This is a genomic window from Serratia myotis (genome assembly GCF_027474885.1).
In the GTDB taxonomy this organism is placed as follows: Bacteria; Pseudomonadota; Gammaproteobacteria; order Enterobacterales; family Enterobacteriaceae; genus Serratia; species Serratia proteamaculans.
In genome coordinates this window covers 69,625-95,637 of the sequence record NZ_CP099707.1, presented here as the reverse complement: position 1 = coordinate 95,637, position 26,013 = coordinate 69,625, and the positions used below count along the sequence as shown (strand labels likewise).

The following is a 26,013-nucleotide window of genomic DNA, read 5'->3' as shown; positions in this document are numbered from 1 at the left end:
CCTCTGGCGGAGGATTTGCTATGACCCTTCCTGTAACCCTTGAAATGAGTGTGAAAAAAGTGGCCATCCTGACGCAGTTAAGCCGCGCCCTGACCCGTTTTACCGCCTGGGGTGGCGCACTGGCGCTGCTGATCAACGTGGTGGTGGTGTTCGCCTCGGTGATTTGGCGCTACGCGCTGCACAGCCCGATCGAATGGGCGGAAGAAGTGGCGCGAGCGCTGATGGTGACGCTGGTGTTCTTCGGCGTCGCCACCTCCACCGGGCGCGGTCGGCACATCGGCGTCGATCTGTTCCTGCGCTGGGTGCCCGCGGTAGCTCGGCCCTACGTAGTGCATGCCAGCCGTTGGGTGCTGGTCCTGGTGGCTTTGGGGCTGACGATCTCCAGCTTCAGCCTGGTGGGTATTTCACTGCCGCAGACCACCGAACACGGCCTGCCGCAGGCGATCTTTGTGGTGCCGGTGTTTATCGGCGCGGCGGTGATGCTGGTCAGCGCGCTCGATCACGCCTGCCAGGCACCGTTGAAAGTGGTGTTAATCAGCGCCGCCGCCGTCGCTCTTCTGGGCGGAGCGGGCTACCTCAGCCTGCATATCCCGCTGGGATTCAGCTCACTGCCCGCCGTGCTGATGCTGGCCTGCTTTATTCTGGGCATCATCTCCGGCGTGCCGATCGCCTTTACCCTCGGCATGTCGGCGATGGTGTTCTTCCTCAGCGATCCGTCGCTGCCGTTCGTATTCTTTGCCCAGCAGATCACTGCCGGCGTCGACCATTTCGTGCTGCTGGCTATCCCGTTCTTTCTGCTGGCCGGTGCGGTAATGGAGGTCAACGGCATGTCATCGCGGTTGGTTGAGCTGATCGTCCGTGGCATGGGGCGTTATCGCGGTGGCCTGCACATGACCACCATTGTATCGATGGCGTTTTTCTCCGGAATTTCCGGTTCCAAGCTGGCGGACGTCGCCACAGTCGGCGGCGTGCTGATGCCTGCAGTAAGGCGAGCGCGCCAACCGGCGGCAGAGTCGGCTGGGGTGTTCGCCGCCTCGGCCATCATGGCGGAAACCATTCCTCCCTGCGTCAACCTGATCGTGATGGGCTTTATCGCCAACATATCCATTGGCGCACTGTTCATCGCCGGACTGATCCCAGCGCTGTGCCTGCTGATATTGCTGCTGATTGCCGCCGTGATTTTCGGCAAACGCATCAACGTCGATGACGCCTACCCGGTGCGCATGCCGACCCGCCAACTGCTGATCGGGGCTGCCGTCGGGCTGGTGATGATTTTGATGATCGGCAAGGGCGTGGTGGCCGGGATCGCCACCTCCACCGAGATTTCCGCCTTCGCAGTGGTTTACGCCATCGTAGTCGGTCGGCTGGCCTTTGGGGAACTGACCCTGAAAGCCACCCTGAAGCTGTTTGTCGATACTGCCGCGCTGTCCGGCATGCTGCTGTTTATCGTTGCCTGCGCCACCAGTTTGTCCTTCGCCCTGACCATCGAGATGATCCCCCAGCAATGCGCACAGCTGCTGGTCGCCATCGGCGCGGACTACGGCCCGTGGCTGTTCCTGCTGCTGTCGATTGTCATCCTGATTATCTTCGGTGCGGTGCTGGAGGGCGCTCCGGCGCTGATTATATTTGCCCCGATCCTGGTGCCCATCGCTACCCAACTTGGCTTTAACCCGCTGCACTACGCCATTGTGATGATTCTGGCGATGGGTTTCGGACTGTTTTCCCCACCCATCGGCCTGGGTCTGTACACCACCTGCGCCATTTGCGGTGTGCCGATGCAGGACGTGATTAAGCCGATGGCCAAATACCTGCTGATCATACTGCTCGGCATCATCGTTATCGCGCTGTTCCCGGCGCTCACTACCTGGCTGCCCACGCAGCTGGGTTACTGATTTTCTCAAGCAAGGAGTCACACCATGTTCTCTGATTTAACCAACAAACGCGTGTTGATCACCGGTTCCACCGCCGGTATTGGTCTGGCGACCGCTGCCCTGTTCGCCCAACACGGCGCCAAAGTGGGAATAAACGGCATGCGCAGCGAACCACCGGCAGAAATTGCCACCTTTCCCGGTGAATGCGCGTTCTTCTCGGCCGACTTATCGCGCTCTGCTGGCTGCGAAGCGCTGGTCGATAACTTTGTCGCCCGCTTCGGTGGCATCGACATTCTGATCAATAACGCCGGTGGGCTAGGCGGACGTAACGGCCTGGAAGCGATAGACGACGAATTCTTTGACCGGGTGATGGATCTGAACTGCCGCTCGGCGCTGATGGTCACCAAATTCGCCATCCCGCACCTGCGCGCTTCGGCACGCGAGAGCGGCGCTACCGCCAGTGTGATCAGCACCGGTTCCATCGCCGCACGTGAAGGCGGCGGTATCGGTGCCGGTCTGTATGCCAGCGCCAAGGCCTGGCTGCACAACATTCACCGCAACTGGGTGAAGGAGTTCACCCAGGACAATATCCGTTTCAATATCGTCTCACCGGGCAGTATCGACACCGCCTTCCATCATGGCAAAAGCGAAGAAGTGCTGGGCAAGATGTGCGCCTCGATCCCGATGGGCCGCTTTGGCCGCAGCGAAGAAGTGGCGCCCACTTACCTGTTCCTGGCATCGCATAACTGCAGCGGCTATATCACCGGACAGATAATCGACGTCAACGGCGGACAGATCGCGCCCTAAGGGCCTGTGACTCACTTTCGAGCGCGTGATAAAGTCGCGGTAATGGGTTAATGCAAAACGGGAATGTGATGGCGAATATACGTGATGTGGCACGTCATGCCGGGGTTTCGGTCAGTACGGTTTCCAACGTGCTGAACGGCCGGGTCGATCAGATGCGCAAGGATACGCTGGCCCGTATTGAGCAGGCGATGGCGGCGTTGCAGTACCAACCGAACCGGGCGGCGCAGCAGCTCAAAACCGGACAGGTCAAAATGCTCGGCCTGCTGGTGCCCTCGATCGTCAACCCCAGCTTCGCTGCACTGGTGCGCGAAATTGAGCTGGCGGCCAAGCAAAACTACGGCTATCAGGTGCTGCTGGGTGATACCCATCGCCAGCAGGAAGAAGAGATCCGTTTTCTCGACGATCTGCTGGCATTAGGCATCCGTGGCGTGGTGGTCGCCTCCACCTTTTACGATCGCCCCCATTTCCGTGACGCCCTGAAACGCGGCCTGGTAATGATTAACTACGATGAACGTACCCTGACGGCACCGGGTGAGACGGCACTGCCGATCGACAGCGTGTCGATGGACAATAGCGCCGCCGGCAGCATGGCGGCCCAGCATCTGATCGCCCAGGGCTGCCGCCGTATCGCTTTCGCCACCGCCTCCGGCATGACCAGCAGCCGCGCCAACAAGATTGCCGGTTACCGGCAGGCACTGGAGGCTGCCGGGCTGCCGGTCAGGGTGATCGAAGGTAAAGCGCAGTTCGCCTACGGCGATGCCGAAATGGCCGAACTGGGGAAAACGCTGGCCGAACAAGTCTGCCAGAGTGAACCACGGCCGGACGGTGTGGTAGCGCTGAACGATATGCTGGCCATCGGCATGATTTCTGCCTTGCAGCGATTGGGGGTGCGGGTACCGGAGGATATTTCGGTGGTCGGCATCGATAACATGTTTCTGTCCGAACTGTTCAACCCGGCGCTCAGCTCTGTGGCACCCCCGCTGCGCGAGATGGCAGTGAAAATTGTCGATCGGTTGATCGGCCGGTTGGAAAACCCGGAACTGCCAGTTGAGGAGTTTTTATTTGCCCCCAGCCTGGTACGCCGCCAGTCGGTGATTAACTCGTAGCCCCGGCGGGGCCGCCGGTCCCGCTCTCTTTCACACTGAATACCTGGCTGTGCTAACGCGCGGCGGGGTTTCGCTGCGCCCAAAACCGCAGCAGGAGAATAAAATGAATCATGAATCTTGTGTTTACTGCCATCCGACCGATGAGATCGTGCTGTGGCAAAACTCACAGTGCCGGGCAATTTTTATCGCCGACAGCCCATTCCCCGGCTGGTGTCGTGTGGTGTGGCATGAACACATCGCCGAGTTAAGCGACCTGCGTGACGACCAACGCAACAGCATCATGGCGGTGGTGGCACAGGTTGAGGCGCAGTTGCGCCAACTACTGACGCCGGCGAAGATCAACATCGCCAGCCTGGGCACCGCGCTGCCACATTTGCATTGGCATATCGTCCCGCGTTACCTCGACGACTCGCACTTCCCTGAGCCGGTCTGGAGCCAGGCGTTGCGGGCGCCAACGGCGAAAACATTGCCGGATAATTTTATCGAGCTGATGCGGGAACGGTTGGCGTTAACTTTGGGGGAATAACAGGATGCCGGGCGATGCCCGGCATTTTTATTGCATTACGGCTTTTCGGAGATTTTGCGCAGATATTCGTTATTTTTAAACGCAATAATGATCATTTCAAAGCAAACGCGGGTGAACACGCCGCCAATAATGATCGCGAACAGGCCACGGAAAAACTCACCGTAGAACATCGCCCCAATCCCGCCAACAACAATGCTCAGCAGGCAAAGCCAGTAGACACCGGTGATGATTTTCGGTGTCAGCATCGCATCAAAAAAGAAAATGTTTTTCATTGTAAATCCTTCCTTAGGCCAGTATTTAATTATCCCAGAGGCCCCGCATCGGTGCGGTAGGCCTTTTGTCACGCCGGTTATGATAGCGAGTAACGCGGCGAAAAGCGCACAGAAATCAGCAAGCCATTACATAAGGGTTGAGGATGTTTAACAACGTAGCTCACAAAACACTCGGCGGTTTGGCAGCGTTGCTGCTGTTCAGCCAAAGTGCACTGGCTCAGGAAACGCTGATCTTTGTGCGACACGGGGAAAAACCAGCCAACAGCAGCGGGCAGCTGACCTGCAAAGGGTTGAACCGCGCGCTGGCGCTGCCAGACGTACTGCTGAGCCGCTACGGCAAGCCGGACTTTATCTTTGCCGCGGGGCCGAAAGAAAACAAAGCCGGCAGTTCACTGCGGGCGCTGTCGACCATTATGCCCACCGCCGTGCGTGTCGGGCTACCGATCGGCATTCAGTTCCACGCCGATGACATCGCCGGGTTGCAACAGGAGTTGCTCAGCGATAAATACCAAAACTCACGCATTTTCATCGCCTGGGAACACAAGAATCTCGATAAGGCGGTGAAGAACATCGTGGCCGCACGCGGAGGCGACGCCAATTCAGTACCCAGCTGGCCGGGTAGCGATTTCGACAGCGTCTTCGTGGTCACGCTGGATCAAGGCAAGGTGTCATTCAGGCAGGAAAGCGAAGGGTTAACCGCGTTGGCGGAGACCTGTCCTTCTGCCAGATAAAGCCAAACTGCCTTCGGCTGGTTCGGTGAGATGACATAAAGGAGTCTCACCGGGCCTGACTCATTTTATCTGGCTGCTGACGACGTCATAAGCCCCAACTCAACACCCAACCGAATAGCCTGCCGGGCGTTACTGACGCCAAGTTTAACCACAATATTTCTCATATGAAACTTCACCGTACTCGGGGAAATACTGGCGATGGCGGCAATCTCGCCATAGGTTTTCCCCATACTGGCCCAATACAGCACTTCACTCTCCCGTGGGGTAAAAATGGGTTTTTCCGTATCCGTATGATGCTTCCGCCGGCTGGAAGAGACGGAGCCTGCGAGACGATACATTTGTTCATTGATATCGATCAGCAACATTTGCATGGCTCCGCGATCGGATGAGATCCGCTTTTCCAGATCCTCTTCTCCACTGCCGCCGAGGATGACCGATAACAACGCCAAGCTATTCATAGAGTCGTGCAACACAAAGGTGAAGCCGTTAACAATGTTGTAGCGCCTGGAAAGGCAAAAAATCTTATCTGACATCAGGGTGATATTTTCGTCCCAGACAAAGGGCGAGCTGCGCTTGAACGCGGTCAGCACCACCGGGTCAGTGAGCTGGAAATTGTTGGTGCGGTAGAGATCTACCCATTCTTCAGGATAGCTGGAAATAATAAGTACATCTGACGGATCTTTTTTTCTAATCACCGTGTAGGCGAATTCAGGGCTACCGAGTGAGGACAACTTTCGGTCGATATGTCCCCTGAGCGTTTCCGTTATTGTTTGATTTTCACTGAAGGAAGAAAACATACGGGCTCCGTGGCAGTCTGACTTGGTCCATTTAGTGAGAAAACCTGCACTTATGTAGAGGTACGAGCTGCACTTAAGTTCAGGTTATGAATCAGGCACTCTGTCTTATAATGAACCGCGTTAGGCGAAGAGTAAAAAACTGCTCTGCAAGATCAGGTAGGTCACTCAGCCAACACCAGGGAAACTTTCCGGTCAGACAGAATAGACAAAAAGTCACTGCTGGCCGGGATCCTCACCTTAACCCTGCTAATTTACTCTTTCAAACTCATCTTTTCCAGGGCCGCAGGCCGTCTACCCGACCTTATTGGGTTGCTTTCTATGCCAGACAACCGACGTCTATTGTCACCGATAACTTCGTTGTTCAGGGGTTAGGGAATGACTGTACGTTGGGCCTGTTTTGTATTTTCCATTTCAATGTTCTATTAATAGAACAACTCTCCACTTAATAATAAAGAATTTAAATTATTCAAAAAATGATATAAAAATATAATACCATCACACTGACAATATAAATTTATTATATATTGAAGTAATCCACGGCGAAGAACATGTAAACTTAAATAATAGACACCTGAATTTACTAATAACAAACTAATGCTTTGTATTTGGCTTGTGGGATTGCATATATACGAGAACCTGTAAATATCTTTCTTAGCGGGGCTAAGGGTAGCACCGCACTGATTAAGGAAAGATCATCATGGCTAAATCCCCTATCGGTACTACAGCCTCTACCGGGCATAAGTGCCCTGAAAGCGGCGTCTGGACAGTTGTAGGTACACCATCAACCACCGCTCCTATTGCTAAAGGCAATACCATGCCCCCCTATAATAACCAGGCTGTCACCTGGCGATTAACGCAATATGCCTAAGTTGTAAGTCACTAAGCCGCCTCCTCAGGAAGCGGCTTTTTTATACTGAGTTAGTGATCCAAATACAGATAGTGCATCCAACTGGTCATTCGTAACAGTACCTTGCGCATTACCGCCACATGGGTAAAGTGATCGGAGTAAACTGCCACCTGAGAAAAAATGCCGTCAGGCAATTCGTCAACTTCACTGTTAGGCGCCAGCTCAATCACGGCCAGAACACCATCGCTGCCAGGCGTCATGCTCAGCGATTGCAGCGTTCCCTGCGCCTGATATGAACCACCGGGCACCACCGGAAGAATTCTTATCAATTTGCCTGGGAAGACCTGGCCGGGAAACGCATTAAACACCACTTCGGCCTCATCACCGGCTTTCAAGCGCAGCAACGAGTTTTGTCGGAACTGCGCGATAATCTGGCGTTTTTGCTCAGGAATAAACACCATGACCGGGCGCAATGGCAACGCCGCGGCATAGGTACCTGGGCGGATCAGCACCTGGGTGATGTAACCGTTGCTTGGGGCACGGATCACCGTTTGATCAAGATTATATTTGGCCTCGGCTAACTGCGCCCTGAGGCTCACGATTTGAGATTGCTCCCCGTTAATCACGCTGTCTAACTGACTTTTTATCTGTGCTTGTTCAGCCACCGAGCCTTTTACCAGCGCATCCTGTGCCAAATAGTTCTGTCGTGCATTATCAATATCACTTTCCGAAAATGGATTGACCTTGGCCTGACTGCCCCTGACATAACGTTGGTAGTCTTTATATAACCGATCGCGTTCCGCGCTAACCCGAGAAGTGTTGGCAATAGCTTCATCGAGCTGCCCTTTGAGCACCTGAGTATTATTAATCGCGGTGACCAGGTCGGCCTGAAGTCTATTAACTCTTGCCTGGTAGCGCACAGGGTCTAATTTAAACAGCACTTCACCTTTTTTAATTAATACGTTTTGTTTATCGGTTACTTCGCTAACGATACCTGTCACCTGCGGAGTAATAGGGATAGAGATCACCGCTTTCTGCGCCAGGTAAGTATAGGGGTGGTTGTAATTCATTAGCAGAATTAACGCCCCGATTAAAAAAACTCCGCCCAGTGCAGCGGTAGGCACGGTCCATTTATTGACCGGGATTTTGAAAATTTTAAAAATAGACCAGGCAAAAGCGACATACGTCAGGATAATGAGCAGATCCATGGTGGCTACTCCGAAGGCGGCATTTTATTATCACCCAGTTTCAACTCCAGCTCCGCCACACGTTGTTGCAACTGTGCGAACGATGCCTCCTGACCTTGCATACCCCAACCACGCTCGGGGCGGTATAACGTAGCCCATATCCATAAAAACGGCCAGATAACATGCAGAGTAAATAAACTCACCCAGCCCGCGACATGGATAGCATCGGCATGCGGATGGTTACGTGCCTTTGCAATGAGATAGGGGATATCATGAAGAATAATAATCCCATAGAAAATAATAAGGAAAACCAGAATAAGGACACCCAGCGCAAAGTAATTAAGAAACATAACCGCCTCTAATTTACGGATCCAGTGTTCAATGGTAAAGATAGACGCGTTTTTAGCTCTTTGTGCTAAAACTGGTGAAGTTTATTTTCACCAAAAATTTATTATCTGCCATTAGTTAGAATGAAAGCAGTTCTGCACTGATTTGGGGGGATTTATGGAATTTACAGAAACTGTCAGGATGAAATTTGGCGGAAGATCACAGGAGTCGAACCTGCCCAGGACCGCTGGCGGCCCCAACCGGATTTGAAGTCCGGCCGCCCCACCGGGGACGAGGATCTTCCTTCGGGAATCGGAAGCAAGGGGCTGATTATAGCGCAGTTTACCCTCAGTGCTAAGAGGGAAATAGCACTAGCCCCCGGCAATGCGCCGGAGGCTGGCAGGGTTTAAGGCTTCAGCAAGTCCTTCACGTCCAGCAGGATAAACTCGTTGTCATCCGCCACGTTCGGCTGACGACTGGAGGAGAACGGGAAGTTATTATCATTGCCGACAATGATATGGCTACCGTCCACCACATCCACGTTTTCAATGGTAAAGAACGGGAAGGTCAGCACGCCGTTGTTCAGCGGTTTGTGCGCCAGTTTGTTCGGATCCTGAATGTTCATCAGGTCAATATAGGCCAACTTGTCGACCGGTTTACCGACGTTATTGTCGGAGAAGGCAATTTTATATACCCGTTTGAACTTCGCCACCTGGTTGAAGCAGTTGTCGGTCGGTGCGCCCGCCGCACAGGCTTTGTCCTGCGTGCCTTCGCCGTTATCACGCTCAATCACCAGCCCGTGGGTGGCGTCGATCATATTGAAATCACCGATGGCGTTCTGATTGTCTTCCAGCACATATTGCCAACTGCGACCGGTCCAGGCCTGCTGCTTCACGTCGAATTCCAGCACCCGCAGGTAGCGTTTGCCGTCGAGGTTCTCAAACTTTTCACCGTCCCACAGTGCGCCCTCCAGCAACGGGTACAGTTTGCTGCCGTCCGGTGACGCCGCCATGCCCTCAAAGCCCTTGGAACGTGCCACCTGGAAGTTCTGTTTGCCGTCCGGCGCACCCGGCAGGGTCAGCGTTGGGTTATCCGGCGACTTCACTACCTTGCCGTCCACCTTAGTGTCAAACACCGCCAGCACCTTGCCGTTCAGATCGGCCTTGATCAGATAAGGCCCGAACTCGTCGCCAATCCACAGGGCATTGTCGGCGAACTGGAAGCTTTCCGGGTCAAAATCACTGCCGGTCAGGTAACGTTTATCGGTGCTCTCATTGATGATATGGAAGGGCACATTTTTGTCGGGATCGTGCAGGAATACCGTTTTCAGTGGCGTCACCGTGCCGTTGCCGAAGTCGATTTTGTAGTGATTGAGGTACAGCATGGCGTCCGGCGAATTGGCCTTGCTGCCGAAGCCGTTGTCGGTCAGCACCCAGTAGGTGCCGTCGGGCATATGCTTGATGCCGGAATGGCCCTGAAGCGGCTGGCCGTTGATCGGCAGGCCGATACCGGTCATGCGATCGGCGGATTTGCCCGCCACGCTGCCCAGTTCGGTCACGCGTTTGCCGCTGGTGTATTTACCGCTTTGCTGCAAATCGGCGGGAGCATCCTGTGGGGCTGCAACGTTGGATTTCACCGCCAGTAACGCGTGTCCGGCCAAGGTCGCTGGCACCGGTTGAGCTTCTGCCCACAGGTTACTGCTCAGCGCCATACAGCCGGCCAACAGCGCCAGGCGGGTTTTGGTGATGTGCATGTCTTGGTTCCCTTTTTGTTGTTATCGCCCAGAAGTAAAAGCAACGTCACTATAGGGAGCCGCAATGACAGAAATATTATTCGGCGAAGACCTGCTGGTAGCTGTGCGGGTGGAAGCGCCAGGTGATGGCGATCAGCACCACCACCAGCAGCGCATGGATTTGCCAATCCAGCACAAAACTGCCGCTGTAATCACGCAGCAGACCGGAAATGTACGGCGTGGTACCCGCCAGCAGGAAACCGATACCCTGCATAAAGGCCACCAGCCGCCCCGCCGCCGCCGGGTGTGGGATATGATCGAGCGCCAGCACCAGACACAACGGGAAGGCACCGCCCAGCCCCAAACCCGAGAGCAACACCCACAGCCAGGGTAGCGTCTGCGGCAGATAGATCAGGCCAATGAAACCAACCAACTGCATGGCCAGTGCCAGCAATAACAGCGGGCGACGATCCGCCGATCGGGCCAGCGCCGGCAACAGCAACGCCCCTACCACCTGGCCGAAGGTCATCAGCGCCAACAGCGATCCGCTGGCCTGCGGCTGCCAGCCGAGCTGCATATAATAGGGTGGCAGCCAGGCGATCAGGCTGGTGTAGCCACCGTTGATCAAACCAAAATAGGCACCGAGCAACCAGGCACGACGGCTGAACCACAGGCTCGGCCCGCTGGAAGTCCCCGTCGGCGTCAGGCGAGCCAGGCCACGGCTGACCGGCCACCAGGCGATTAACGCCACCAGCGCCGGTACCGCCCACCAGGCCAGGGCACTATGCCAGTCATGCCCGACACTCATCAGCCAGGGGGTAATCGCCGCCCCCAGGCCGCCACCGCCCATCAGTGCCGCCGACCACAGCCCGGCCACCAGCGCCATCTGCTTGAGAAAGTGATGTTTGATAATGCCGGGCATCACCGCCTGGATCACCCCAATCCCCAGCCCACCCAGTACCGCACTCAGCATTAATTGCGTGCTGCCCGGTGCCAGCTCACGCCAGGCGGCACCCACACCAATCGCCAGCAGGCTCAACACCACGCCAGTGCGTTCGCTGAACAGGCGGTTAATCGCCCCACCCGCCAGCGCCATCAGCCCCATCATCAGTACCGGCAAGGTAGTCAGTAGGGCTGCGCCGCCAAAACTCAGTCCGGTAGCCTGCCGCAGCGTCGGTAACAACGGGCCGATCGAGGTCAGCAATGGCCGCATATTCAGGCCAATCAGCACCAGCGCCCACAGCAGGGGGTTGAACCAGCGGCGTAACAAGGAGGGAACAACAAAATGATTTAACACGGTCTATTCCTGAACTTCCGGGATGAAGAGTGCGGAGTCACAGAGTGGCCGCCGCAGCGTTGCCTTACTCTAGGCATCCCCGCTAGTATTGGGAAATTAAATAATAAAATAGCCAACAGTGGGAAAATGAATCGTTATCCGATGTTCAATCCGCAGTTACTGCTCAGCTTCGTCGCGGTGTGTGACAGCAACAGCTTCACCCGCGCCGCAGAACGGGTGTTTCTGTCACAATCTACCGTCAGCCAACAGGTACGCCGGTTGGAGGAGATGCTGGGCAAACCGCTGTTTGAACGGTCTTCCCATCAGGTGTTGCTGACCGAGGAAGGCGTCAAGCTGTTGAGCTATGCGCGACGCATCATCGCGCTGAATGAAGAGGCGCACGATGCCTTGACCGGCATCTGGCGAGACGGTGTACTGCGGCTGGGGATGCCGGAGGATTTCGCCGCGCCCACCACCGAACTGCTGGCGGAGTTCAGCCGCGCAAACCCGCATCTGCGGTTGGATGTCACCAGCGGCCTGAGTGCCGATCTGCACAGCGCCTATGCCCGCGAAGAGCTGGATCTGATCCTGGTTAAGCAACGTCGCAGCCAGCCACCGCGTGCCGCCAGGCCGGAGCCTCTGCTGTGGCTGGACAGTCTGGCCTTCCCGGCTATCGAACAATCGCCGGTGCCGCTGGCAGTGTTCCCACTCAATGGGTTATACCGCGACTCCCTGTGTCAGGCGCTGGATAACCTCGGCAAACGCTGGCGCATCGGTTACAGCAGCGCCAGTCTGGCCGCGCTTACCGCCGCGTCCGCCGCTGGGCTGGGTGTCACCCTGTTGCCAGCCGGCTGCCGTTTGCCCTGCCACCGGGTACTGGGCATCGCCGAAGGATTACCGCCGATCGACAACATTGAACTGGCGCTGTATTACCGCGATGGTGCCCCCGCCGCTACCCCGGCGCTGGCCGAACGGCTAAAGGCGTTTTGTGGGTTGGTGTGAGAAGGTTATTCCAAAAACTGCGGATGTTTGAGCTGCAGCCAATCGTTAGCCGCCAGCCAAAGTATTTCTGCCTGTTCCAGGCAGGCATGCACCGCCGCATCCGTCACCAAATCACCTGAATAATCAGCGATATTGCGTTGTTTTCGTAAAGCATCCAAACAGATCATTGCTTCACGCGAAATACCCAGGGTCAGCGGCAATGATTGGATCATGAGTTGATGATGACCGGGTTTATGGGTCGAGGTCCGAAAACCCTCTGCCTGCAGGGCTGCATTCGCGATTTGCATGACCGCTTTATACGCCGTGTCAAAACGCGTTTCATTGCTGAGCAGAGTGATACTGGCGTCATGCCGATTACGCGCAGCAGCGGAGAGTAATTTTCTGATTGCGCCTGCGTCAGGTCGTATCGCCTCCAGGCCAAGGCCTATCAAATTGTCTAACGTCATCCTTGTCTCCCAAAATCCCTAGCTGGGGCTTACTCATAATGTCCTGAATAAAGGCGGAGTTTTCCGCCAAAGCCGCCCGCCACTCTGCCGGCGAGTACAGTTTGGGGTTAATTTCCCTGCCCAATTCCTGCTGCAACGGGTAAAACGCGTTAATCACCTCAGAGAAAGACAAGTTGCCGACGATCAGGACGTCTATATCACTGTCAGCCTTGGCCTTACCACTGGCAATCGAACCAAAAATAAAGGCCAGTTCAAGCTCGGCGTTAAGTTCGACCAACGCCTGGCGCAAACGCTCGGCCACCCCGGAGGTTTTGCGGAAAATAGCCGCCAGTTCAGGAAAAATCAGGCAATCGGGGTTAGCCCGATAACAGATTTGGTTTCCCTGTTGCTGCCTGAGCAAGATGCCGCTCTGCGCCAGCTTGTTCAACTCTTTATGTAGGGTACCGGCCTGAGTTGCGGTACGGCGCGCAATTTCGCGGACATGAAATGCTTGTTCTGGTTGTGTTAACAACAGGCTTAGCACTTTTCGCCGATATTCACTGAATAAGAGATCAAGCAGGGAACCGCACATGATGTTTCTCTTTGTAGCCATATTGGCTACAAATGTAGCCATATTGGCTACATTAAACAAGCAGCCTAATAGCTCACCTCACCATAACGCTGGCGATAGTCTTTGGGCGTCATGTCATAGCCTTTCTTGAACACCGAATAAAAATACTGCAGCGACGGGTAGCCACACATCTGTGAGATCTCGTTGATGGTCAGTGAGGTAGCCGTCAGCAGGTTACGGGCGCGATCCAACTTTTCCTGATGGATCACATGGTGGATAGTTTCGCCGGTTTCATCCCTGAAGCGTTTTTCCAGATTGGAGCGCGACATGCCGATCGCGTCCAGCACCTGCTCGACCTTGATGCCCTTGCAGGCGTGATGGCGAATGTAATGCATCGCCTGGATCACCGCCGGGTCGCGCAGCGAGCGGAAATCGGTAGAGCGACGTTCAATCACCTTCACCGGCGGCACCAGAATGCGCTGCAGCGGCAGTTCACGACGATCAAGCAGTTGGTGCAGTAACTTGGCGGCGCGATAACCCATTTGACGGGTGCCCTGCGCCACCGAAGACAGTGCCACCCGCGACAGGTAGCGCGTCAGTTCTTCATTGTCGATGCCGATCACGCACAGCTTCTCTGGCACCGCGATATCCAGATGTTCACACACCTGCAGCAAATGGCGCGCTCGCGCATCGGTCACGGCGATAATGCCGGTCTGCTGCGGCAGGGTCTGCACCCAGTCTGCCAGCCGGTTCTGCGCGTATTGCCAGTTCTCCGGCGCGGTGGCCATTCCCTGATACACCACGCCCTGATACTGCTCCAGCGCCACCCGCTGACGGAAGGCATGCTCACGTTCCTGTGCCCAGCGTTTACCGCCTTCGCTGGGCAAGCCGTAGAAGGCAAAACGGTTAATGCCTTTTTCTTTCAGATGAGTAAATGCCGCCTCCACCAGTGCCTGATTGTCGGTGGCAATGTAGTGCACCGGCGGGTAGTCCTCATCGCGATGATAAGAACCACCCACCCCGACGATCGGCACCCTGACGTTGTGCAGCAACCGTTCGATTTCACCGTCGTCGAAATCGGCGATCACCCCATCGCCCAGCCAGTCCTTGATGTTGTCGATACGGCAGCGGAAATCCTCTTCGATAAAGATGTCCCAGTCACATTGTGAAGCCTGTAAATACTCGCCAACGCCTTCTACCACCTGGCGGTCGTACACTTTATTGGCATTGAACAGCAAGGTAATGCGAAAGCGCTTCTCGAACATGGGCATCCCCGGTAACCCCCAGTGACTGTAAGGGGCGAATAAATTCGCCCCGATTAAGGCGGGCGCAGCATGCAGCGCCCCTACAATGTCTGGGGATAGGCGAGTGAGTCGCCTGGCTGCAACCTGAAAGCTACAGGGTATTATCTGCGAGAGCAGCAGGCATCACCTCATAACTGTGAGCTCAGACGCTATTCTTATGCCCGGCGCTTGGTGGCGGAGTCCATCCATACCGCCAGCAGCAAAATGGCGCCCTTAACGATGTACTGCCAGAAGGTCGGCACGTCCAGCATGCTCATGCCGTTATCCAGCGATGCCATGATGAACGCGCCCATCACCGCGCCGGCCACGCTGCCGATGCCCCCGGCCAGGCTGGTGCCGCCAATTACACAGGCGGCGATGGCGTCCAGCTCGGCGATATTGCCCGCCGAAGGTGAACCGGCACCGAGGCGTGAACTGAGGATCAGACCGGCAATGGCCACCATCAGGCCGTTGATGGCAAACACCGCCAGCTTGGTGCGTTCGACGTTGACACCCGACAGCCGCGCCGCGTCAATATTGCCGCCGATGGCGTAGATCCGACGGCCAAAGGCGGTGCGGGTGGCCATAAATATCCCCGCCAGCATCAGTGCGGTGAGGATCAACACCGGCGTCGGCACCCCACGGTAATCGTTGAGTAAATAGATGGCGCCGAGTACCAGCAGTGCCAAAATACTTTGCCGGGTGACATCACCGGTCGGTGTGGCCACGGGCAAACCGAGCTGGGCACGCCGACTGCGCCGCCGCCACTGCCAGGCAACAAACAGCATCAGCCCAACCGCACCGATGCCAAAACCCAGACCGTTCGGCAAATAGCTCTGGCCAATTTGCGACATCGCGCCGCTGGTCGGTGCCACGGTAGTACCATTGGTAATGCCGATCAGAATGCCGCGAAAGGCCAACATCCCCGCCAGGGTAACGATAAACGACGGAACCTTGCGATAAGCCACCCACCAACCGTTCCAGGCCCCCAACAGCAGACCGGCCAGCAACGTCACCACGATGGTCAGCGGCAATGGCCAGCCAAGCCAAACGTCGAAAATCGCCGCCGCCCCACCTAACAACCCCATCATTGAACCGACCGACAGGTCGATTTCTGCCGACACAATCACGAACACCATACCGACCGCCAGAATGCCGGTGATCGCCGTCTGGCGCAGCAGGTTGGAAATATTACGCGCGCTGAGATAAGCCCCCTCGGTGGTAAAGGTAAAGAACAGCATAATGACGACTATCGCCGCCAACATCACAAACACCTGCAAATTGATGGACTTCAGTTTCACTATGGGTCTTTTCTCCACCATTGCCGGCACGATCGCTTCAGACTGCGTGTTTTTCGACATCTGTTTCACTCCTCAATGCGGCTTCCATCACCTGTTCCTGGGTCAGACCCTGGTTGATCAACGACGCCTTGATGCGTCCCTGGTGCATCACCAGGACGCGATCGCTTAATCCCAGCACTTCCGGCAGTTCCGAAGACACCACGATCACCGAAATGCCCTGCTGTACCAGTTGATTGATTAACTTATAGATTTCATGTTTGGCACCGATGTCGATACCGCGCGTCGGCTCATCCAATATCAGAATTTTCGGCTTCAGCAGCAGGCACTTGGCGAGAATAGCCTTCTGTTGATTACCGCCGCTCAGCCGGGCAATCGCCAGTTCAGGCGAGGAGGTTTTTACCTTAAGCTGTGCCAGCGACTGGCGAATGGTCGCCTGTTCCAAAGCATCATCGATCACCGTCAGCGCACCGCTAAAATCACTCAATGCCGCCAACGTCATATTGGCCCCCACGCCCATCACCGGTACGATGCCATCACGCTTGCGGTCTTCCGGCACCATGGCGATGCCATACCGCATTGCCTGGCGGCAATTGTTAATAGCGGCCGGCTGGCCATTGAGGGTAATGCTTCCCTGCCACCGGCCAGCGTAGACGCCGAACAGGCACTGCATGGTTTCGGTCCGCCCGGAGCCAACCAACCCGGCCACACCGAGTATTTCGCCGCGTCGCAGACTGAAAGAAACATCGTCCACCCGCCGAACATGGCGATTCACCGGGTGCCAGGCGGTCAGGTTATCCACCTGCAGGATCACCTCACCGATATCATGCTGTTGCTGCGGATACAGCTCGGTTAACTCACGCCCGACCATCATGGCGATAATATCGTCCTCGCTCATTTCCGCCGCCGGGTGGGTGCCGATGTGCTTGCCGTCGCGGATCACGCAGATCAGATCCGAGATCGCCTTCACCTCATTCAGCTTGTGCGAAATGTAAATACAGGCGATGCCGTGATCGCGCAGATCCCCAATGATCGCCAGCAGCGTAGCGGTTTCACTTTCGGTCAACGACGCCGTCGGCTCATCCAGCACCAGCAGCCGCACCTGCTTGTTCAGCGCCTTGGCAATCTCCACCAACTGCTGCTGGCCCAACCCCAGTTCGCCGATAGGGGTGTTGGGATCCACCTCCAGCTTGACCTGCGCCAGCATCCGTCGGCAGCGCAGGTACATGGCGTCGTAATCCATTACGCCGTATCGACACCATTCATTGCCGAGAAACATGTTTTCCAGCACCGTCATCTGCTTCACCAGCGCCAGCTCCTGATGGATGATGGCGATGCCTTTCTGCTCGGTGTCGCGAATGTTTTTTGCCGCTAATAAATCATCAGAGAAATAAATATCGCCCTGATAATTGCCGTGCGGATATATTCCGCACAGCACTTTCATCAGGGTGGATTTTCCCGAACCATTTTCACCACACAGCGATAATACCTGTCCGGCCTCTAATTTCAGGCTGACATTATCCACCGCCTTGACCACCCCGAATTGCATGGTGATATTTTTCATTTCTAATAGGCTGGGCATTATTCCCTCCGCATTACCGGCTGTCGGAATTAATTAATGTCGGCTTTTTTGTGGAAGCCGTCGGCAACAATGGTGCTGTCGATATTCGATTTATCCACCGGAATAGGGGTTAATAACCAGGATGGCACATCTTTGCTGCCGTTATTTAACGTGGCGTTGGCCTTCGGCTGTTCACCCTTGCCCAGTTGCACCGCGATGCCCGCCGCCTCGTCGGCCAGCTTGCTGATCGGCTTATACACCGTCATGGTCTGAGTACCGGCGACAATACGCTTCACCGCCGCCAAATCGGCATCCTGACCGGAGATGGCTACCTTGCCCGCCAGGCCCTGAGCGGCCAGCGCCTGGATCGCACCACCGGCGGTGGCATCGTTGGAAGCCACTACCGCATCAATCTTGTTATTGTTGGCAGTCAGCGCATTTTCCATGATTTTTAATGCGTTTTCCGGCAACCATCCGTCGACCCACTGATCGCCCACTACCTTGATTTTCCCGCCGTCGATCAGCGGTTGCAGCACCTTCATCTGCCCCTGGCGGAACAGCTTGGCGTTGTTATCCACCGGCGAGCCGCCCATCAGGAAATAATTGCCCTGCGGCACCCGTTGCACCAGGCTTTGCGCCTGCAACTCACCGACCTTTTCATTATCAAAGGAGATGTAAAAATCGATATCAGCGTTATTAATCATGCGATCGTAAGCCAGCACTTTAATGCCTTCCCGCTTGGCTTCGCTGATCACGTTGCTCAACACCTTGCCGTTGTAGGGAATAATCACCAGCACGTCGACGCCGCGGTTGATCATGTTTTCAATCTGCGCCATCTGGGTTTCTTCATTGCCGTTGGCCGACTGAACAAACACGTCTGCCCCCAGTGACTTGGCTTTACTGACAAAGATATCGCGATCTTTTTGCCAGCGCTCCAGGCGCAGGTCGTCGATCGCCATGCCAATTTTGACTTCTTTGCTGAACGCCGGTTGGCTGGCCAGCGCCAGCAGTGCGCAGACCGAAAGGAACACAGGTTTGAATTTCATCTTATATACCTTTTTTATTTAACGGGTAGGGGCAATAATTGAAACAGACTGGCGATACAACTTAGAGCGGATTGTTATCGGTTATTTAATATTCAGCAATTGCTGATTTTTACCGGCCAATTATGATTTTTGGTTTAATGTTGTTTTTATGATGGCGGTCATGCTTTCAGGCTGAAAAGCAGCAGGTCGACAAATAAAAATGAATTAAGCCTTAAATAAACTACGGTTAATAACCGATTATGAGATCTGTCGCACATTTAATAATTCTGTGAATTTAAGTGTGAAATAACGTAATTGAGCAACCTGTCGCAAACTCCGAAGATAAAGGCATCCCGTAAACCGGGCATTGCTACCCAGGAGTCGATAATGCAATCTTATTTTGATCAGCTTGAGCAAGTGCGCTACGAAGGCCCCACCAGTAATAACCCGCTGGCCTTTCATCATTACAATCCGGATGAACTGGTGCTCGGCAAGCGTATGGCGGAGCACCTGCGTTTTGCCGCCTGCTACTGGCATACTTTCTGCTGGAACGGCGCGGACATGTTCGGCGTCGGATCTTTCGATCGTCCCTGGCAGCAACCGGGCGATGCGCTGGCGCTGGCCAAACGCAAAGCCGACGTGGCGTTCGAGTTCTTCCACAAGCTGAACGTCCCCTACTACTGCTTCCATGACGTCGACGTTTCGCCGGAAGGCGCTTCGCTGAAAGAGTATCTGCACAACTTTGCGGTCATGACCGACGTACTGGAGGAAAAACAGCACGGCAGCGGCGTAAAACTGCTGTGGGGCACCGCCAACTGCTTTACCCACCCGCGTTACGGCGCCGGTGCCGCCACCAACCCGGATCCGGAAGTGTTCAGTTGGGCTGCCACTCAGGTGTTTACCGCCATGAATGCCACTCAACGCCTGGGGGGTGAGAACTACGTGCTGTGGGGCGGGCGCGAAGGCTATGAAACCTTGCTGAACACCGACCTGCGCCAGGAGCGTGAGCAAATTGGCCGCTTTATGCAGATGGTGGTGGAGCACAAACATAAAACCGGTTTCCAGGGCACCTTGCTGATTGAGCCCAAACCCCAGGAGCCGACCAAGCATCAATACGACTACGATGTCGCCACCGTTTACGGCTTCCTCAAGCAGTTCGGCCTGGAGAAAGAGATCAAGGTGAATATCGAAGCCAACCACGCCACGCTGGCGGGTCACTCGTTCCACCATGAGATCGCCACCGCCATTGCGCTCGGCATCTTTGGTTCCGTCGATGCCAACCGGGGCGACCCGCAGTTGGGTTGGGACACCGACCAGTTCCCGATCAGCGTAGAAGAGAACGCGCTGGTGATGTTCGAAATTCTCAAGGCCGGGGGCTTTACCACCGGCGGGCTGAACTTTGATGCCAAGGTGCGCCGTCAAAGCACCGACAAATACGACCTGTTCTATGGCCATATTGGTGCCATGGACACCATGGCGCTGGCGCTGAAGGTCGCAGCGAAAATGGTGACTGACGGTCAGTTACACCAGCAGGTATCCAAACGCTATGCCGGCTGGAATGGTGAATTGGGCCAGCAAATTTTGCAGGGCAAACTGTCGCTCGAAGCCCTGGCGCAGTACGCTGAAGGACATGCACTGGCGCCACAGCACGTCAGCGGCCGCCAGGAGCAGCTTGAAAACCTGATGAACCGCTACCTGTTCGGCTAACTGACCCCGCGCGGCGCTCCGCCGCGCATTTAAGGATCCTTAACCATGTATATCGGCATCGACCTCGGCACCTCCGGCGTAAAAGTCATTTTGCTCAGTGAGCAGGGCCAACTGCTTGCCAGCCACGGTGAGTCGCTGCCCATTTCCCGCCCTCACCCCCTGTGGTCAGAGCAAGCGCCGCAGGACTGGTGGCACGCCACCGATCGCGCGATGCTGGCGCTGGGCAAGCAGCACAGCCTGCAGCAGGTAAAAGCCATCGGTCTCAGCGGCCAGATGCACGGCGCCACGCTGTTGGACGCACGGCAACAGGTGCTACGCCCGGCGATCCTGTGGAACGACGGCAGAAGTGCCGCGCAATGTCTGGCGCTGGAACAGGCGGTACCGCAATCACGGCAAATCACCGGCAACCTGATGATGCCGGGCTTCACCGCCCCTAAGCTGCTGTGGGTACAACAGCATGAGCCCCAGGTGTTTCAGCACATCGATAAAGTGCTGTTGCCTAAAGATTATTTGCGCTGGTGCATCACCGGCGACTTCGCCAGCGACATGTCGGACGCCGCCGGTACCGGCTGGCTGAACGTAGCGCAACGCGACTGGAGCGACGAGATGCTGGCCGCCTGCGGCCTGACCCGCCGCCAGATGCCGCAACTGTTCGAGGGCAATCAGGTAACCGGCCAGACCCATACCGAACTGGCCCGCCGCTGGGGCATGTCGCCGGTACCGGTGGTGGCCGGCGGCGGCGATAACGCGGCCGGGGCGATCGGCGTGGGGCTGTATCAGGCCGGGCAGGCGATGCTGTCGCTCGGTACTTCGGGGGTGTATTTCGCGGTCAGCGACGGCTTTCTCAGCAACCCGGCCAGCGCGGTACACAGCTTCTGCCATGCGCTGCCTGACACCTGGCACCTGATGTCGGTGACGCTCAGCGCCGCCTCCTGTCTGGACTGGGTTTGCAAACTGACTAATGTCGAAGACGTCGCCACCCTGCTGCGTAACGTTGAACAGGCCTCCCCGGCGGCGGCTCCGCTGTGGTTTTTGCCCTATCTGTCCGGAGAGCGAACTCCGCATAATAATCCGAACGCCAAGGGGGCATTCTGGGGGCTCACCCATCAGCATGGTCCGAACGATCTGGCGCGGGCGGTACTGGAAGGCGTCGGTTTCGCCCTGGCCGACGGGATGGACGTGCTGCACGCCAGCGGCCTGCAGCCCTCCAGCATCACCCTGATTGGCGGCGGCGCACGCAGTCCATTCTGGCGGCAAATGCTGGCGGACATCAGTGGCCAGCGGCTGGAATACCGCACCGGCGGCGACGTCGGTCCGGCGCTGGGGGCCGCGCGGCTGGCGCAGATCGCACTGAACCCGCAGCGCCCACTCGGCGAACTGCTGCCTGAATTACCGCTGGAGCAGGTACATACCCCAGATGCCGAGCGCCACCAACAGTACGCTGTGCTACGCAGCACCTTCCGCGAACTCTATACCCGTCTGTTGCCGCTGATGTAAAAACAGGGGTGGGGTAATACCCGCCCCCCTTATTATTGCCAAATCGAATAGTCGCCAGTGGCAAATGTCACTGCCAACCCGTCGGCTCCTCTCCTAAATTGGTGGCTGTCTTTTGACACACCTCACCTCTGGATTAAGGAACTGAACGTGGAAAAAAATCAACAACAAAGCCGCAGAGCTTTCCTCAGCCAAACCGGCAAAATTACCACTGCCTGTGCGGTGATCGGCCTGACCGGCGGCGTGGCGCAGGCCGCCGTGCCGACGGGCAGCCCCTGTACACCGGAGACCCAACCCATGACCCTGACCGACAGCCACTACTGGCTGAGCGATGTGCGGCTGGAAGACGGTTTTGAGTACGATGGCAACACGGTGATCGGCACCCGCACCGCGCTCTATCAGCTTGAAATCAAAGACGGAAAAATTGCCGCCATCCACCCAAAAGAGGCAGCGGTTCCCACTGGTGTGCCACGCTATCAGGCACAGGGCCAGTTGCTGTTGCCGGCATTTCGCGACATGCATATCCACCTGGATAAAACCTTTTACAGCGGCCCATGGCAGGCACCGCGTCCGCGTCAGGGCAAAACCATTATGGACATGATTGCGCTGGAACAGACGCTGATCCCCAAGCTGTTGCCTACCTCACAACAACGTGCAGAAAACCTGATCGCCCTGCTGCAATCCAAAGGCAGTACCGTGGCGCGTAGCCACTGCAATATCGATCCGGTCAGCGGGCTGAAAAGCCTGGAACACCTGCAGCGCGCGCTGGAAATTCACCAGGCCGATTTCAGCTGTGAAATCGTCGCCTTCCCACAGCACGGCCTGCTGCACTCTAAAGTTGACGGCTTAATGCGTGAAGCCATGCAAATGGGGGTGCAATACGTTGGCGGGCTGGATCCGACCAACGTCGACGGTGCGATGGAACAGTCACTGGACGCCATGTTCCAGATTGCGCTCGACACCGGCAAAGGCGTCGATATCCACCTGCATGAAACCAGCCCGGCCGGGGTGGCCGCCATCAACTACATGATTACCACCGTAGAAAAGAACCCTTCGCTGCGCGGTAAAGTCACCATCAGCCACGCATTTGCCCTGACCTCGCTGAACCCGAATGAGCTGAAGGAAACCGCTACCCGTCTGGCCGCGCAGCAAATCACCATCGCCTCCACGGTGCCGATTGGCGGGCTGATGATGCCGCTGCCACAGCTCAGTGAGAAAGGGGTATTTGTGATGACCGGAACCGACAGCGTGATCGACCACTGGTCCCCGTTCGGCACTGGCGACATTCTGGAAAAAGCCAACCTTTACGCCCAACTTTACCGGGGTTCTGACGAGTTTCATCTGTCACGCGCCATGGCCATTTCCACCGGCGGCGTGCTGCCGCTGAATGACAAGGGTCAACGAGTGTGGCCCAAAGCCGGTGACAGCGCAGAGTTCGTGCTGATCAACGCCAGTTGCTCCGCCGAAGCGGTAGCCCGCCTGCCAACTCGCCGCGCCACCTTCCATCAAGGGCGGCTGGTCGCCGGCCAGATCGGCAAAGCCTGATGCTGGTCCGCTGATGCCACCATGATGGCCGTTTTTGGCCTTCTTCCCTACTGGGTAACGGCGCAGTATGGCGTTATACCTAATTGGCGGAGGGCCGAAAATGTCACAGAGCGCGTTATTGATCATCGATGTTCAGCAATCATTCCAGCATCGTCCATTCTGGCAAGAAGAGGATCTGCCGGCTTTCCAGCAGGCGCTGACGCGGTTGATCGCAGGCTGTCACCAGCAAGGCGTGCCGCTGGTTGACGTGTTCCACGTGTCGCCAGAGGGGCCCTTTTCGTTGGCGTCCGGCTGGGTAAAGCGCCTGCCCTTCCTCGACCATCAGGCCGATGTCACGGTACACAAACAGGTGCACAACGCACTGACCGAGTCCGGCCTGGATGCCTGGTTGCTTGAGCGACATATCAAGCATTTGATTATCTGCGGCATCCGTACCGAGCAGTGCTGTGAAACCACCACCCGGGTAGCGGCCGATCTCGGCTATCAGGTCACCTTTGTCACCGAAGCCACGTTGACCTTCCCGATGCAACACCCCGACGGACAAGTCTTTACCACCGAACAGCTCAAGCGGCATACTGAGACGGTGCTGGTCGATCGCTTCGCCCGCATCGCCAGCGTGGATGAGGCACTGGCGCAACTCTCACAGGAGTAATCATGCCGCAGGCCGTCTACTTTCTGATGCTGCCCCAGGTGCTGTCGCTGGACGTCAGCGGCCCGGCGGAAACTCTGCGCCTGGCCGGGCAGTTCAGCCTGCGCTACATCAGCCCACTGCCGCAGGTCACCTGCTCGATCGGCATGACGTTGAGTCAGCTACAGCCGCTGCCTGACCGGCTGGAAAACGGCGCTATTCTGGTGGTTCCGGGCGTCAGTGATTCGCAGCATTTCTTCGCCACTGCGCCAGCCGAACAGGCCCGCCGCTGGCTGGCTGCGCTGAAGCCCGACCTGCAACAGCAACGTATCACATTGGTCTGCGTCTGTTCCGGCGCCCTGTTGGCGGCGCAGGCCGGTTTGCTCGACGGCTACCAATGCACCACCCATCACGACGTGCTCGATCGCCTGCGCCAGCAGGCCCCGGCAGCGCAGGTGAAAGAAAATCGCATCTTTGTTGAAGACCGCGGCGTTTACACCAGCGCGGGGATCACCGCCGGTATCGATCTGGCTCTGCACCTGATTAACCGCCAGTGTGGCGCTACCCGGGCAATGGAAATCGCCCGTGAGATGGTGGTGTATTTTCGCCGTTCCGGCGACGACCCGCAGCTTTCACCCTGGCTACGCTACCGTAACCACCTGCACCCGGCGGTGCACCGTGCGCAAGACGTGATGGCCGCCGAACCGGAAGCGGAATGGTCGGTGCCGCAGGTGGCGGAAAAGGCCCACGTCAGTAGCCGTCATCTGGCACGATTGTTCCGTAGCCATATCGGTATCAGCGTGCGCGAGTATCATGAGCAGCTACGGCTGGCAGTAGCGCAGCAGCGCCTGCAGCAAGGCTATGGGCTGGAGAAAGCGGCCTTGGCGGCGGGGTTTTCCTCCGGCCGCCAACTGAGACGCGCCCAACAGCGCGGTTCAACCGGGCTATGACACCAGCCGTCGAGGGTCTATTTTCTGCAGCCCTATCGACAACAGCAAGCTGAGTGCCAACGCCACCCCGAACACCCAGAAGATATCCAGCCATGGATGGGCCGTCAGCTCCAGATGCCGGTTACGCATAAAGTTAACGATAATGGCGTGAAAACCGTAGATCGCCAGCGAATGGCGGGAAAAAACGCCCAACCAGCCAATCGGCTCCGGCAGACAGTTTTTAAACCAGATCAGCAGTGATACCGCCGCGATAAACACCAGCGGGCCGCAGTAGATGTAGTAGGTATCGGCGAAATTACCGTTAATAAACATCTGGCTTTTGGTGCCGTGAATAATCAACGCCACGCTAAACACAAAACCTGACGCCGCCAGCCAACTGATGCCACGTCCCTGGGTGTCCATCATGCCAATCGCCCGGCCGGCCAACGCATACAGCAGGTAATAGAAGGTGTCGCCATAGATATACAGATTCACCGGCAGCAGGTGCACATTGCCCAGGGTCAGCGGACGGGTATTGGGGTTGGCGATCACCGCCAGGATCACCAGTACAGCGGCCAGATAGCGGCGCGATACCGGTTTGACGTTGATCAACGGCGACAGCAAATAAATGACCGCGATCGCATAGAAGAACCACAGGTGATAGAACACCGGTTTCAGCAATATGCCGCGCAGCGACGGCCAGAAGCCAATCTTGGTGAACGTCGCAATATAGATCAGCGCGATGGCGCTGTAGAACAAGATACAGCAGCCAATGCGGATGAAATGTTTCTTACCGGCGCTTTTCTCACCGAAAAACAGATAACCGGAAATCATGAAAAATAACGGCACCGAGACGCGCGACATCGAATTCAACAGGTTGGAGATATCCCAGTTGTGTTCGCCCACCGCCACCCCGCTGGTGACGTAATAGGTGGTCGCGTGGATCATCACCACCATCATGCACGCCACCGCGCGCAAGTTATCTATCCAGCCAATTTTATTACTCAAAAGGTCGCCCGCAATATTGTCATCTTCGTCTGTTAAAAGGAGGTTAACCAGCGAAAGT

General features: G+C 56.4%; 24 protein-coding genes and 1 tRNA gene. 11 read left to right on the top strand and 14 right to left on the bottom strand.

The features are described 5' to 3' along the window. Positions 1 to 20 precede the first annotated feature (20 nt). From NHG65_RS00425 to NHG65_RS00410, 4 genes are all read left to right on the top strand, one after another. Entirely contained in the window at positions 21 to 1,892 is a 1,872-nt protein-coding gene (locus NHG65_RS00425) for a TRAP transporter large permease (RefSeq protein ID WP_499182828.1), read from the top strand. A 24-nt stretch (positions 1,893 to 1,916) separates the two neighbouring features. Continuing rightward, a complete protein-coding gene (locus NHG65_RS00420; RefSeq protein ID WP_499182827.1) occupies positions 1,917 to 2,678 on the top strand; it encodes an SDR family NAD(P)-dependent oxidoreductase in 762 nt (253 codons plus the stop codon). A gap of 68 nt (positions 2,679 to 2,746) precedes the next feature. Then, positions 2,747 to 3,784, top strand: a complete 1,038-nt coding sequence (locus NHG65_RS00415) for a LacI family DNA-binding transcriptional regulator (protein ID WP_207978645.1) — start codon at positions 2,747 to 2,749, stop codon at positions 3,782 to 3,784. A 103-nt stretch (positions 3,785 to 3,887) separates the two neighbouring features. Then, a complete protein-coding gene (locus NHG65_RS00410; RefSeq protein WP_099062230.1) occupies positions 3,888 to 4,310 on the top strand; it encodes an HIT family protein in 423 nt (140 codons plus the stop codon). 35 nt (positions 4,311 to 4,345) lie between these two features. On the opposite strand, the gene NHG65_RS00405 is transcribed toward NHG65_RS00410, so the two are convergent. Then, complete coding sequence (locus NHG65_RS00405; protein WP_099062231.1) at positions 4,346 to 4,582, bottom strand: DUF4282 domain-containing protein; 237 nt, start codon at positions 4,580 to 4,582, stop codon at positions 4,346 to 4,348. A 143-nt stretch (positions 4,583 to 4,725) separates the two neighbouring features. Here NHG65_RS00405 and NHG65_RS00400 point away from each other — a divergent pair, with 143 nt between their 5' ends. Then, entirely contained in the window at positions 4,726 to 5,313 is a 588-nt protein-coding gene (locus NHG65_RS00400; RefSeq protein ID WP_499182826.1) for a histidine phosphatase family protein, read from the top strand. 65 nt (positions 5,314 to 5,378) lie between these two features. Here NHG65_RS00400 and NHG65_RS00395 read toward each other — a convergent pair whose 3' ends face one another. The 6 genes from NHG65_RS00395 to NHG65_RS00370 all read right to left on the bottom strand — a co-directional run bounded on the left by NHG65_RS00395 (position 5,379) and on the right by NHG65_RS00370 (position 11,500). Beyond that, positions 5,379 to 6,110, bottom strand: coding sequence for a helix-turn-helix transcriptional regulator (locus NHG65_RS00395; RefSeq protein WP_099062233.1), 732 nt, complete (start codon positions 6,108 to 6,110; stop codon positions 5,379 to 5,381). Between the two features lie 918 nt (positions 6,111 to 7,028). Then, complete coding sequence (locus NHG65_RS00390) at positions 7,029 to 8,165, bottom strand: HlyD family secretion protein (RefSeq protein WP_099062234.1); 1,137 nt, start codon at positions 8,163 to 8,165, stop codon at positions 7,029 to 7,031. Positions 8,166 to 8,170: 5 nt separating this feature from the next. Then, positions 8,171 to 8,494 carry a DUF3302 domain-containing protein gene (locus tag NHG65_RS00385; protein ID WP_099062235.1) on the bottom strand — a complete coding sequence of 108 codons (324 nt, stop codon included), beginning with the start codon at positions 8,492 to 8,494 and terminating at the stop codon, positions 8,171 to 8,173. A gap of 186 nt (positions 8,495 to 8,680) precedes the next feature. After that, positions 8,681 to 8,775: transfer RNA gene (locus NHG65_RS00380), tRNA-Sec, on the bottom strand. A 102-nt stretch (positions 8,776 to 8,877) separates the two neighbouring features. After that, positions 8,878 to 10,224 carry an esterase-like activity of phytase family protein gene (locus NHG65_RS00375; protein ID WP_261428215.1) on the bottom strand — a complete coding sequence of 449 codons (1,347 nt, stop codon included), beginning with the start codon at positions 10,222 to 10,224 and terminating at the stop codon, positions 8,878 to 8,880. Between the two features lie 76 nt (positions 10,225 to 10,300). Then, a complete protein-coding gene (locus NHG65_RS00370; RefSeq protein WP_499182825.1) occupies positions 10,301 to 11,500 on the bottom strand; it encodes a CynX/NimT family MFS transporter in 1,200 nt (399 codons plus the stop codon). Positions 11,501 to 11,626: 126 nt separating this feature from the next. Between NHG65_RS00370 and NHG65_RS00365 the strand changes: the two genes are divergently transcribed. Then, the gene (locus NHG65_RS00365; RefSeq protein WP_099062238.1) at positions 11,627 to 12,481 is read left to right on the top strand and encodes a LysR family transcriptional regulator; all 855 of its coding nucleotides are present in this window, start codon (positions 11,627 to 11,629) and stop codon (positions 12,479 to 12,481) included. A gap of 5 nt (positions 12,482 to 12,486) precedes the next feature. Here NHG65_RS00365 and NHG65_RS00360 read toward each other — a convergent pair whose 3' ends face one another. From NHG65_RS00360 to xylF, 6 genes are all read right to left on the bottom strand, one after another. Continuing rightward, positions 12,487 to 12,927, bottom strand: a complete 441-nt coding sequence (locus tag NHG65_RS00360; RefSeq protein WP_099062239.1) for a DNA-binding protein — start codon at positions 12,925 to 12,927, stop codon at positions 12,487 to 12,489. Continuing rightward, the gene (locus NHG65_RS00355; RefSeq protein ID WP_275881012.1) at positions 12,878 to 13,558 is read right to left on the bottom strand and encodes a nucleotidyltransferase domain-containing protein; all 681 of its coding nucleotides are present in this window, start codon (positions 13,556 to 13,558) and stop codon (positions 12,878 to 12,880) included. Before NHG65_RS00355 ends, NHG65_RS00360 begins: the two co-directional genes overlap by 50 nt. Positions 13,559 to 13,563: 5 nt before the next feature. Continuing rightward, entirely contained in the window at positions 13,564 to 14,742 is a 1,179-nt protein-coding gene (gene xylR / locus NHG65_RS00350) for a D-xylose utilization transcriptional activator XylR (protein ID WP_112349423.1), read from the bottom strand. Between the two features lie 194 nt (positions 14,743 to 14,936). Continuing rightward, positions 14,937 to 16,121 carry a xylose ABC transporter permease XylH gene (gene xylH / locus NHG65_RS00345; protein ID WP_129936232.1) on the bottom strand — a complete coding sequence of 395 codons (1,185 nt, stop codon included), beginning with the start codon at positions 16,119 to 16,121 and terminating at the stop codon, positions 14,937 to 14,939. Continuing rightward, positions 16,099 to 17,640, bottom strand: a complete 1,542-nt coding sequence (locus NHG65_RS00340) for a xylose ABC transporter ATP-binding protein (RefSeq protein WP_499182824.1) — start codon at positions 17,638 to 17,640, stop codon at positions 16,099 to 16,101. Before NHG65_RS00340 ends, xylH begins: the two co-directional genes overlap by 23 nt. Before the next feature lie 29 nt (positions 17,641 to 17,669). After that, positions 17,670 to 18,665 carry a D-xylose ABC transporter substrate-binding protein gene (gene xylF / locus NHG65_RS00335; RefSeq protein WP_099062243.1) on the bottom strand — a complete coding sequence of 332 codons (996 nt, stop codon included), beginning with the start codon at positions 18,663 to 18,665 and terminating at the stop codon, positions 17,670 to 17,672. A gap of 366 nt (positions 18,666 to 19,031) precedes the next feature. On the opposite strand from xylF, the gene xylA reads away from it, so the two are divergent. The 5 genes from xylA (at position 19,032) to NHG65_RS00310 (ending at position 24,968) form a co-directional block, all read left to right on the top strand. Then, positions 19,032 to 20,351 (top strand): xylose isomerase, encoded by a 1,320-nt coding sequence (gene xylA / locus NHG65_RS00330; protein WP_099062244.1) that lies wholly within the window; start codon positions 19,032 to 19,034, stop codon positions 20,349 to 20,351. Between the two features lie 45 nt (positions 20,352 to 20,396). Then, a complete protein-coding gene (gene xylB, locus NHG65_RS00325; protein WP_499182823.1) occupies positions 20,397 to 21,848 on the top strand; it encodes a xylulokinase in 1,452 nt (483 codons plus the stop codon). A gap of 147 nt (positions 21,849 to 21,995) precedes the next feature. After that, positions 21,996 to 23,390: an amidohydrolase family protein gene (locus tag NHG65_RS00320; RefSeq protein WP_219015066.1), complete on the top strand. Its 1,395-nt coding sequence runs from the start codon at positions 21,996 to 21,998 to the stop codon at positions 23,388 to 23,390. Between the two features lie 100 nt (positions 23,391 to 23,490). Next, complete coding sequence (locus NHG65_RS00315; RefSeq protein WP_219015065.1) at positions 23,491 to 24,042, top strand: cysteine hydrolase family protein; 552 nt, start codon at positions 23,491 to 23,493, stop codon at positions 24,040 to 24,042. A 2-nt stretch (positions 24,043 to 24,044) separates the two neighbouring features. Then, on the top strand, positions 24,045 to 24,968 hold the full coding sequence (locus NHG65_RS00310; protein ID WP_099062247.1) for a GlxA family transcriptional regulator: 924 nt from the start codon (positions 24,045 to 24,047) through the stop codon (positions 24,966 to 24,968). Here NHG65_RS00310 and NHG65_RS00305 read toward each other — a convergent pair. Further along, positions 24,963 to 25,955: an acyltransferase gene (locus tag NHG65_RS00305; protein ID WP_219015064.1), complete on the bottom strand. Its 993-nt coding sequence runs from the start codon at positions 25,953 to 25,955 to the stop codon at positions 24,963 to 24,965. The genes NHG65_RS00310 and NHG65_RS00305 overlap by 6 nt on opposite strands. Positions 25,956 to 26,013: the final 58 nt, after the last annotated feature.

What these genes read in the sequence shown, in the direction of transcription:
- xylF (WP_099062243.1), bottom strand. Translation starts at nt 18,665, where the DNA reads ATGAAATTCAAACCTGTGTTCCTTTCGGTCTGCGCACTGCTGGCGCTG.
- NHG65_RS00360 (WP_099062239.1), bottom strand. Translation starts at nt 12,927, where the DNA reads ATGACGTTAGACAATTTGATAGGCCTTGGCCTGGAGGCGATACGACCT.
- NHG65_RS00415 (WP_207978645.1), top strand. Translation starts at nt 2,747, where the DNA reads ATGGCGAATATACGTGATGTGGCACGTCATGCCGGGGTTTCGGTCAGT.
- NHG65_RS00390 (WP_099062234.1), bottom strand. Translation starts at nt 8,165, where the DNA reads ATGGATCTGCTCATTATCCTGACGTATGTCGCTTTTGCCTGGTCTATT.
- xylH (WP_129936232.1), bottom strand. Translation starts at nt 16,121, where the DNA reads ATGTCGAAAAACACGCAGTCTGAAGCGATCGTGCCGGCAATGGTGGAG.
- NHG65_RS00385 (WP_099062235.1), bottom strand. Translation starts at nt 8,494, where the DNA reads ATGTTTCTTAATTACTTTGCGCTGGGTGTCCTTATTCTGGTTTTCCTT.
- xylB (WP_499182823.1), top strand. Translation starts at nt 20,397, where the DNA reads ATGTATATCGGCATCGACCTCGGCACCTCCGGCGTAAAAGTCATTTTG.
- NHG65_RS00395 (WP_099062233.1), bottom strand. Translation starts at nt 6,110, where the DNA reads ATGTTTTCTTCCTTCAGTGAAAATCAAACAATAACGGAAACGCTCAGG.
- NHG65_RS00400 (WP_499182826.1), top strand. Translation starts at nt 4,726, where the DNA reads ATGTTTAACAACGTAGCTCACAAAACACTCGGCGGTTTGGCAGCGTTG.
- NHG65_RS00405 (WP_099062231.1), bottom strand. Translation starts at nt 4,582, where the DNA reads ATGAAAAACATTTTCTTTTTTGATGCGATGCTGACACCGAAAATCATC.
- NHG65_RS00315 (WP_219015065.1), top strand. Translation starts at nt 23,491, where the DNA reads ATGTCACAGAGCGCGTTATTGATCATCGATGTTCAGCAATCATTCCAG.
- NHG65_RS00310 (WP_099062247.1), top strand. Translation starts at nt 24,045, where the DNA reads ATGCCGCAGGCCGTCTACTTTCTGATGCTGCCCCAGGTGCTGTCGCTG.
- NHG65_RS00420 (WP_499182827.1), top strand. Translation starts at nt 1,917, where the DNA reads ATGTTCTCTGATTTAACCAACAAACGCGTGTTGATCACCGGTTCCACC.
- NHG65_RS00375 (WP_261428215.1), bottom strand. Translation starts at nt 10,224, where the DNA reads ATGCACATCACCAAAACCCGCCTGGCGCTGTTGGCCGGCTGTATGGCG.
- NHG65_RS00340 (WP_499182824.1), bottom strand. Translation starts at nt 17,640, where the DNA reads ATGCCCAGCCTATTAGAAATGAAAAATATCACCATGCAATTCGGGGTG.
- xylA (WP_099062244.1), top strand. Translation starts at nt 19,032, where the DNA reads ATGCAATCTTATTTTGATCAGCTTGAGCAAGTGCGCTACGAAGGCCCC.
- NHG65_RS00425 (WP_499182828.1), top strand. Translation starts at nt 21, where the DNA reads ATGACCCTTCCTGTAACCCTTGAAATGAGTGTGAAAAAAGTGGCCATC.
- NHG65_RS00410 (WP_099062230.1), top strand. Translation starts at nt 3,888, where the DNA reads ATGAATCATGAATCTTGTGTTTACTGCCATCCGACCGATGAGATCGTG.
- NHG65_RS00365 (WP_099062238.1), top strand. Translation starts at nt 11,627, where the DNA reads ATGAATCGTTATCCGATGTTCAATCCGCAGTTACTGCTCAGCTTCGTC.
- xylR (WP_112349423.1), bottom strand. Translation starts at nt 14,742, where the DNA reads ATGTTCGAGAAGCGCTTTCGCATTACCTTGCTGTTCAATGCCAATAAA.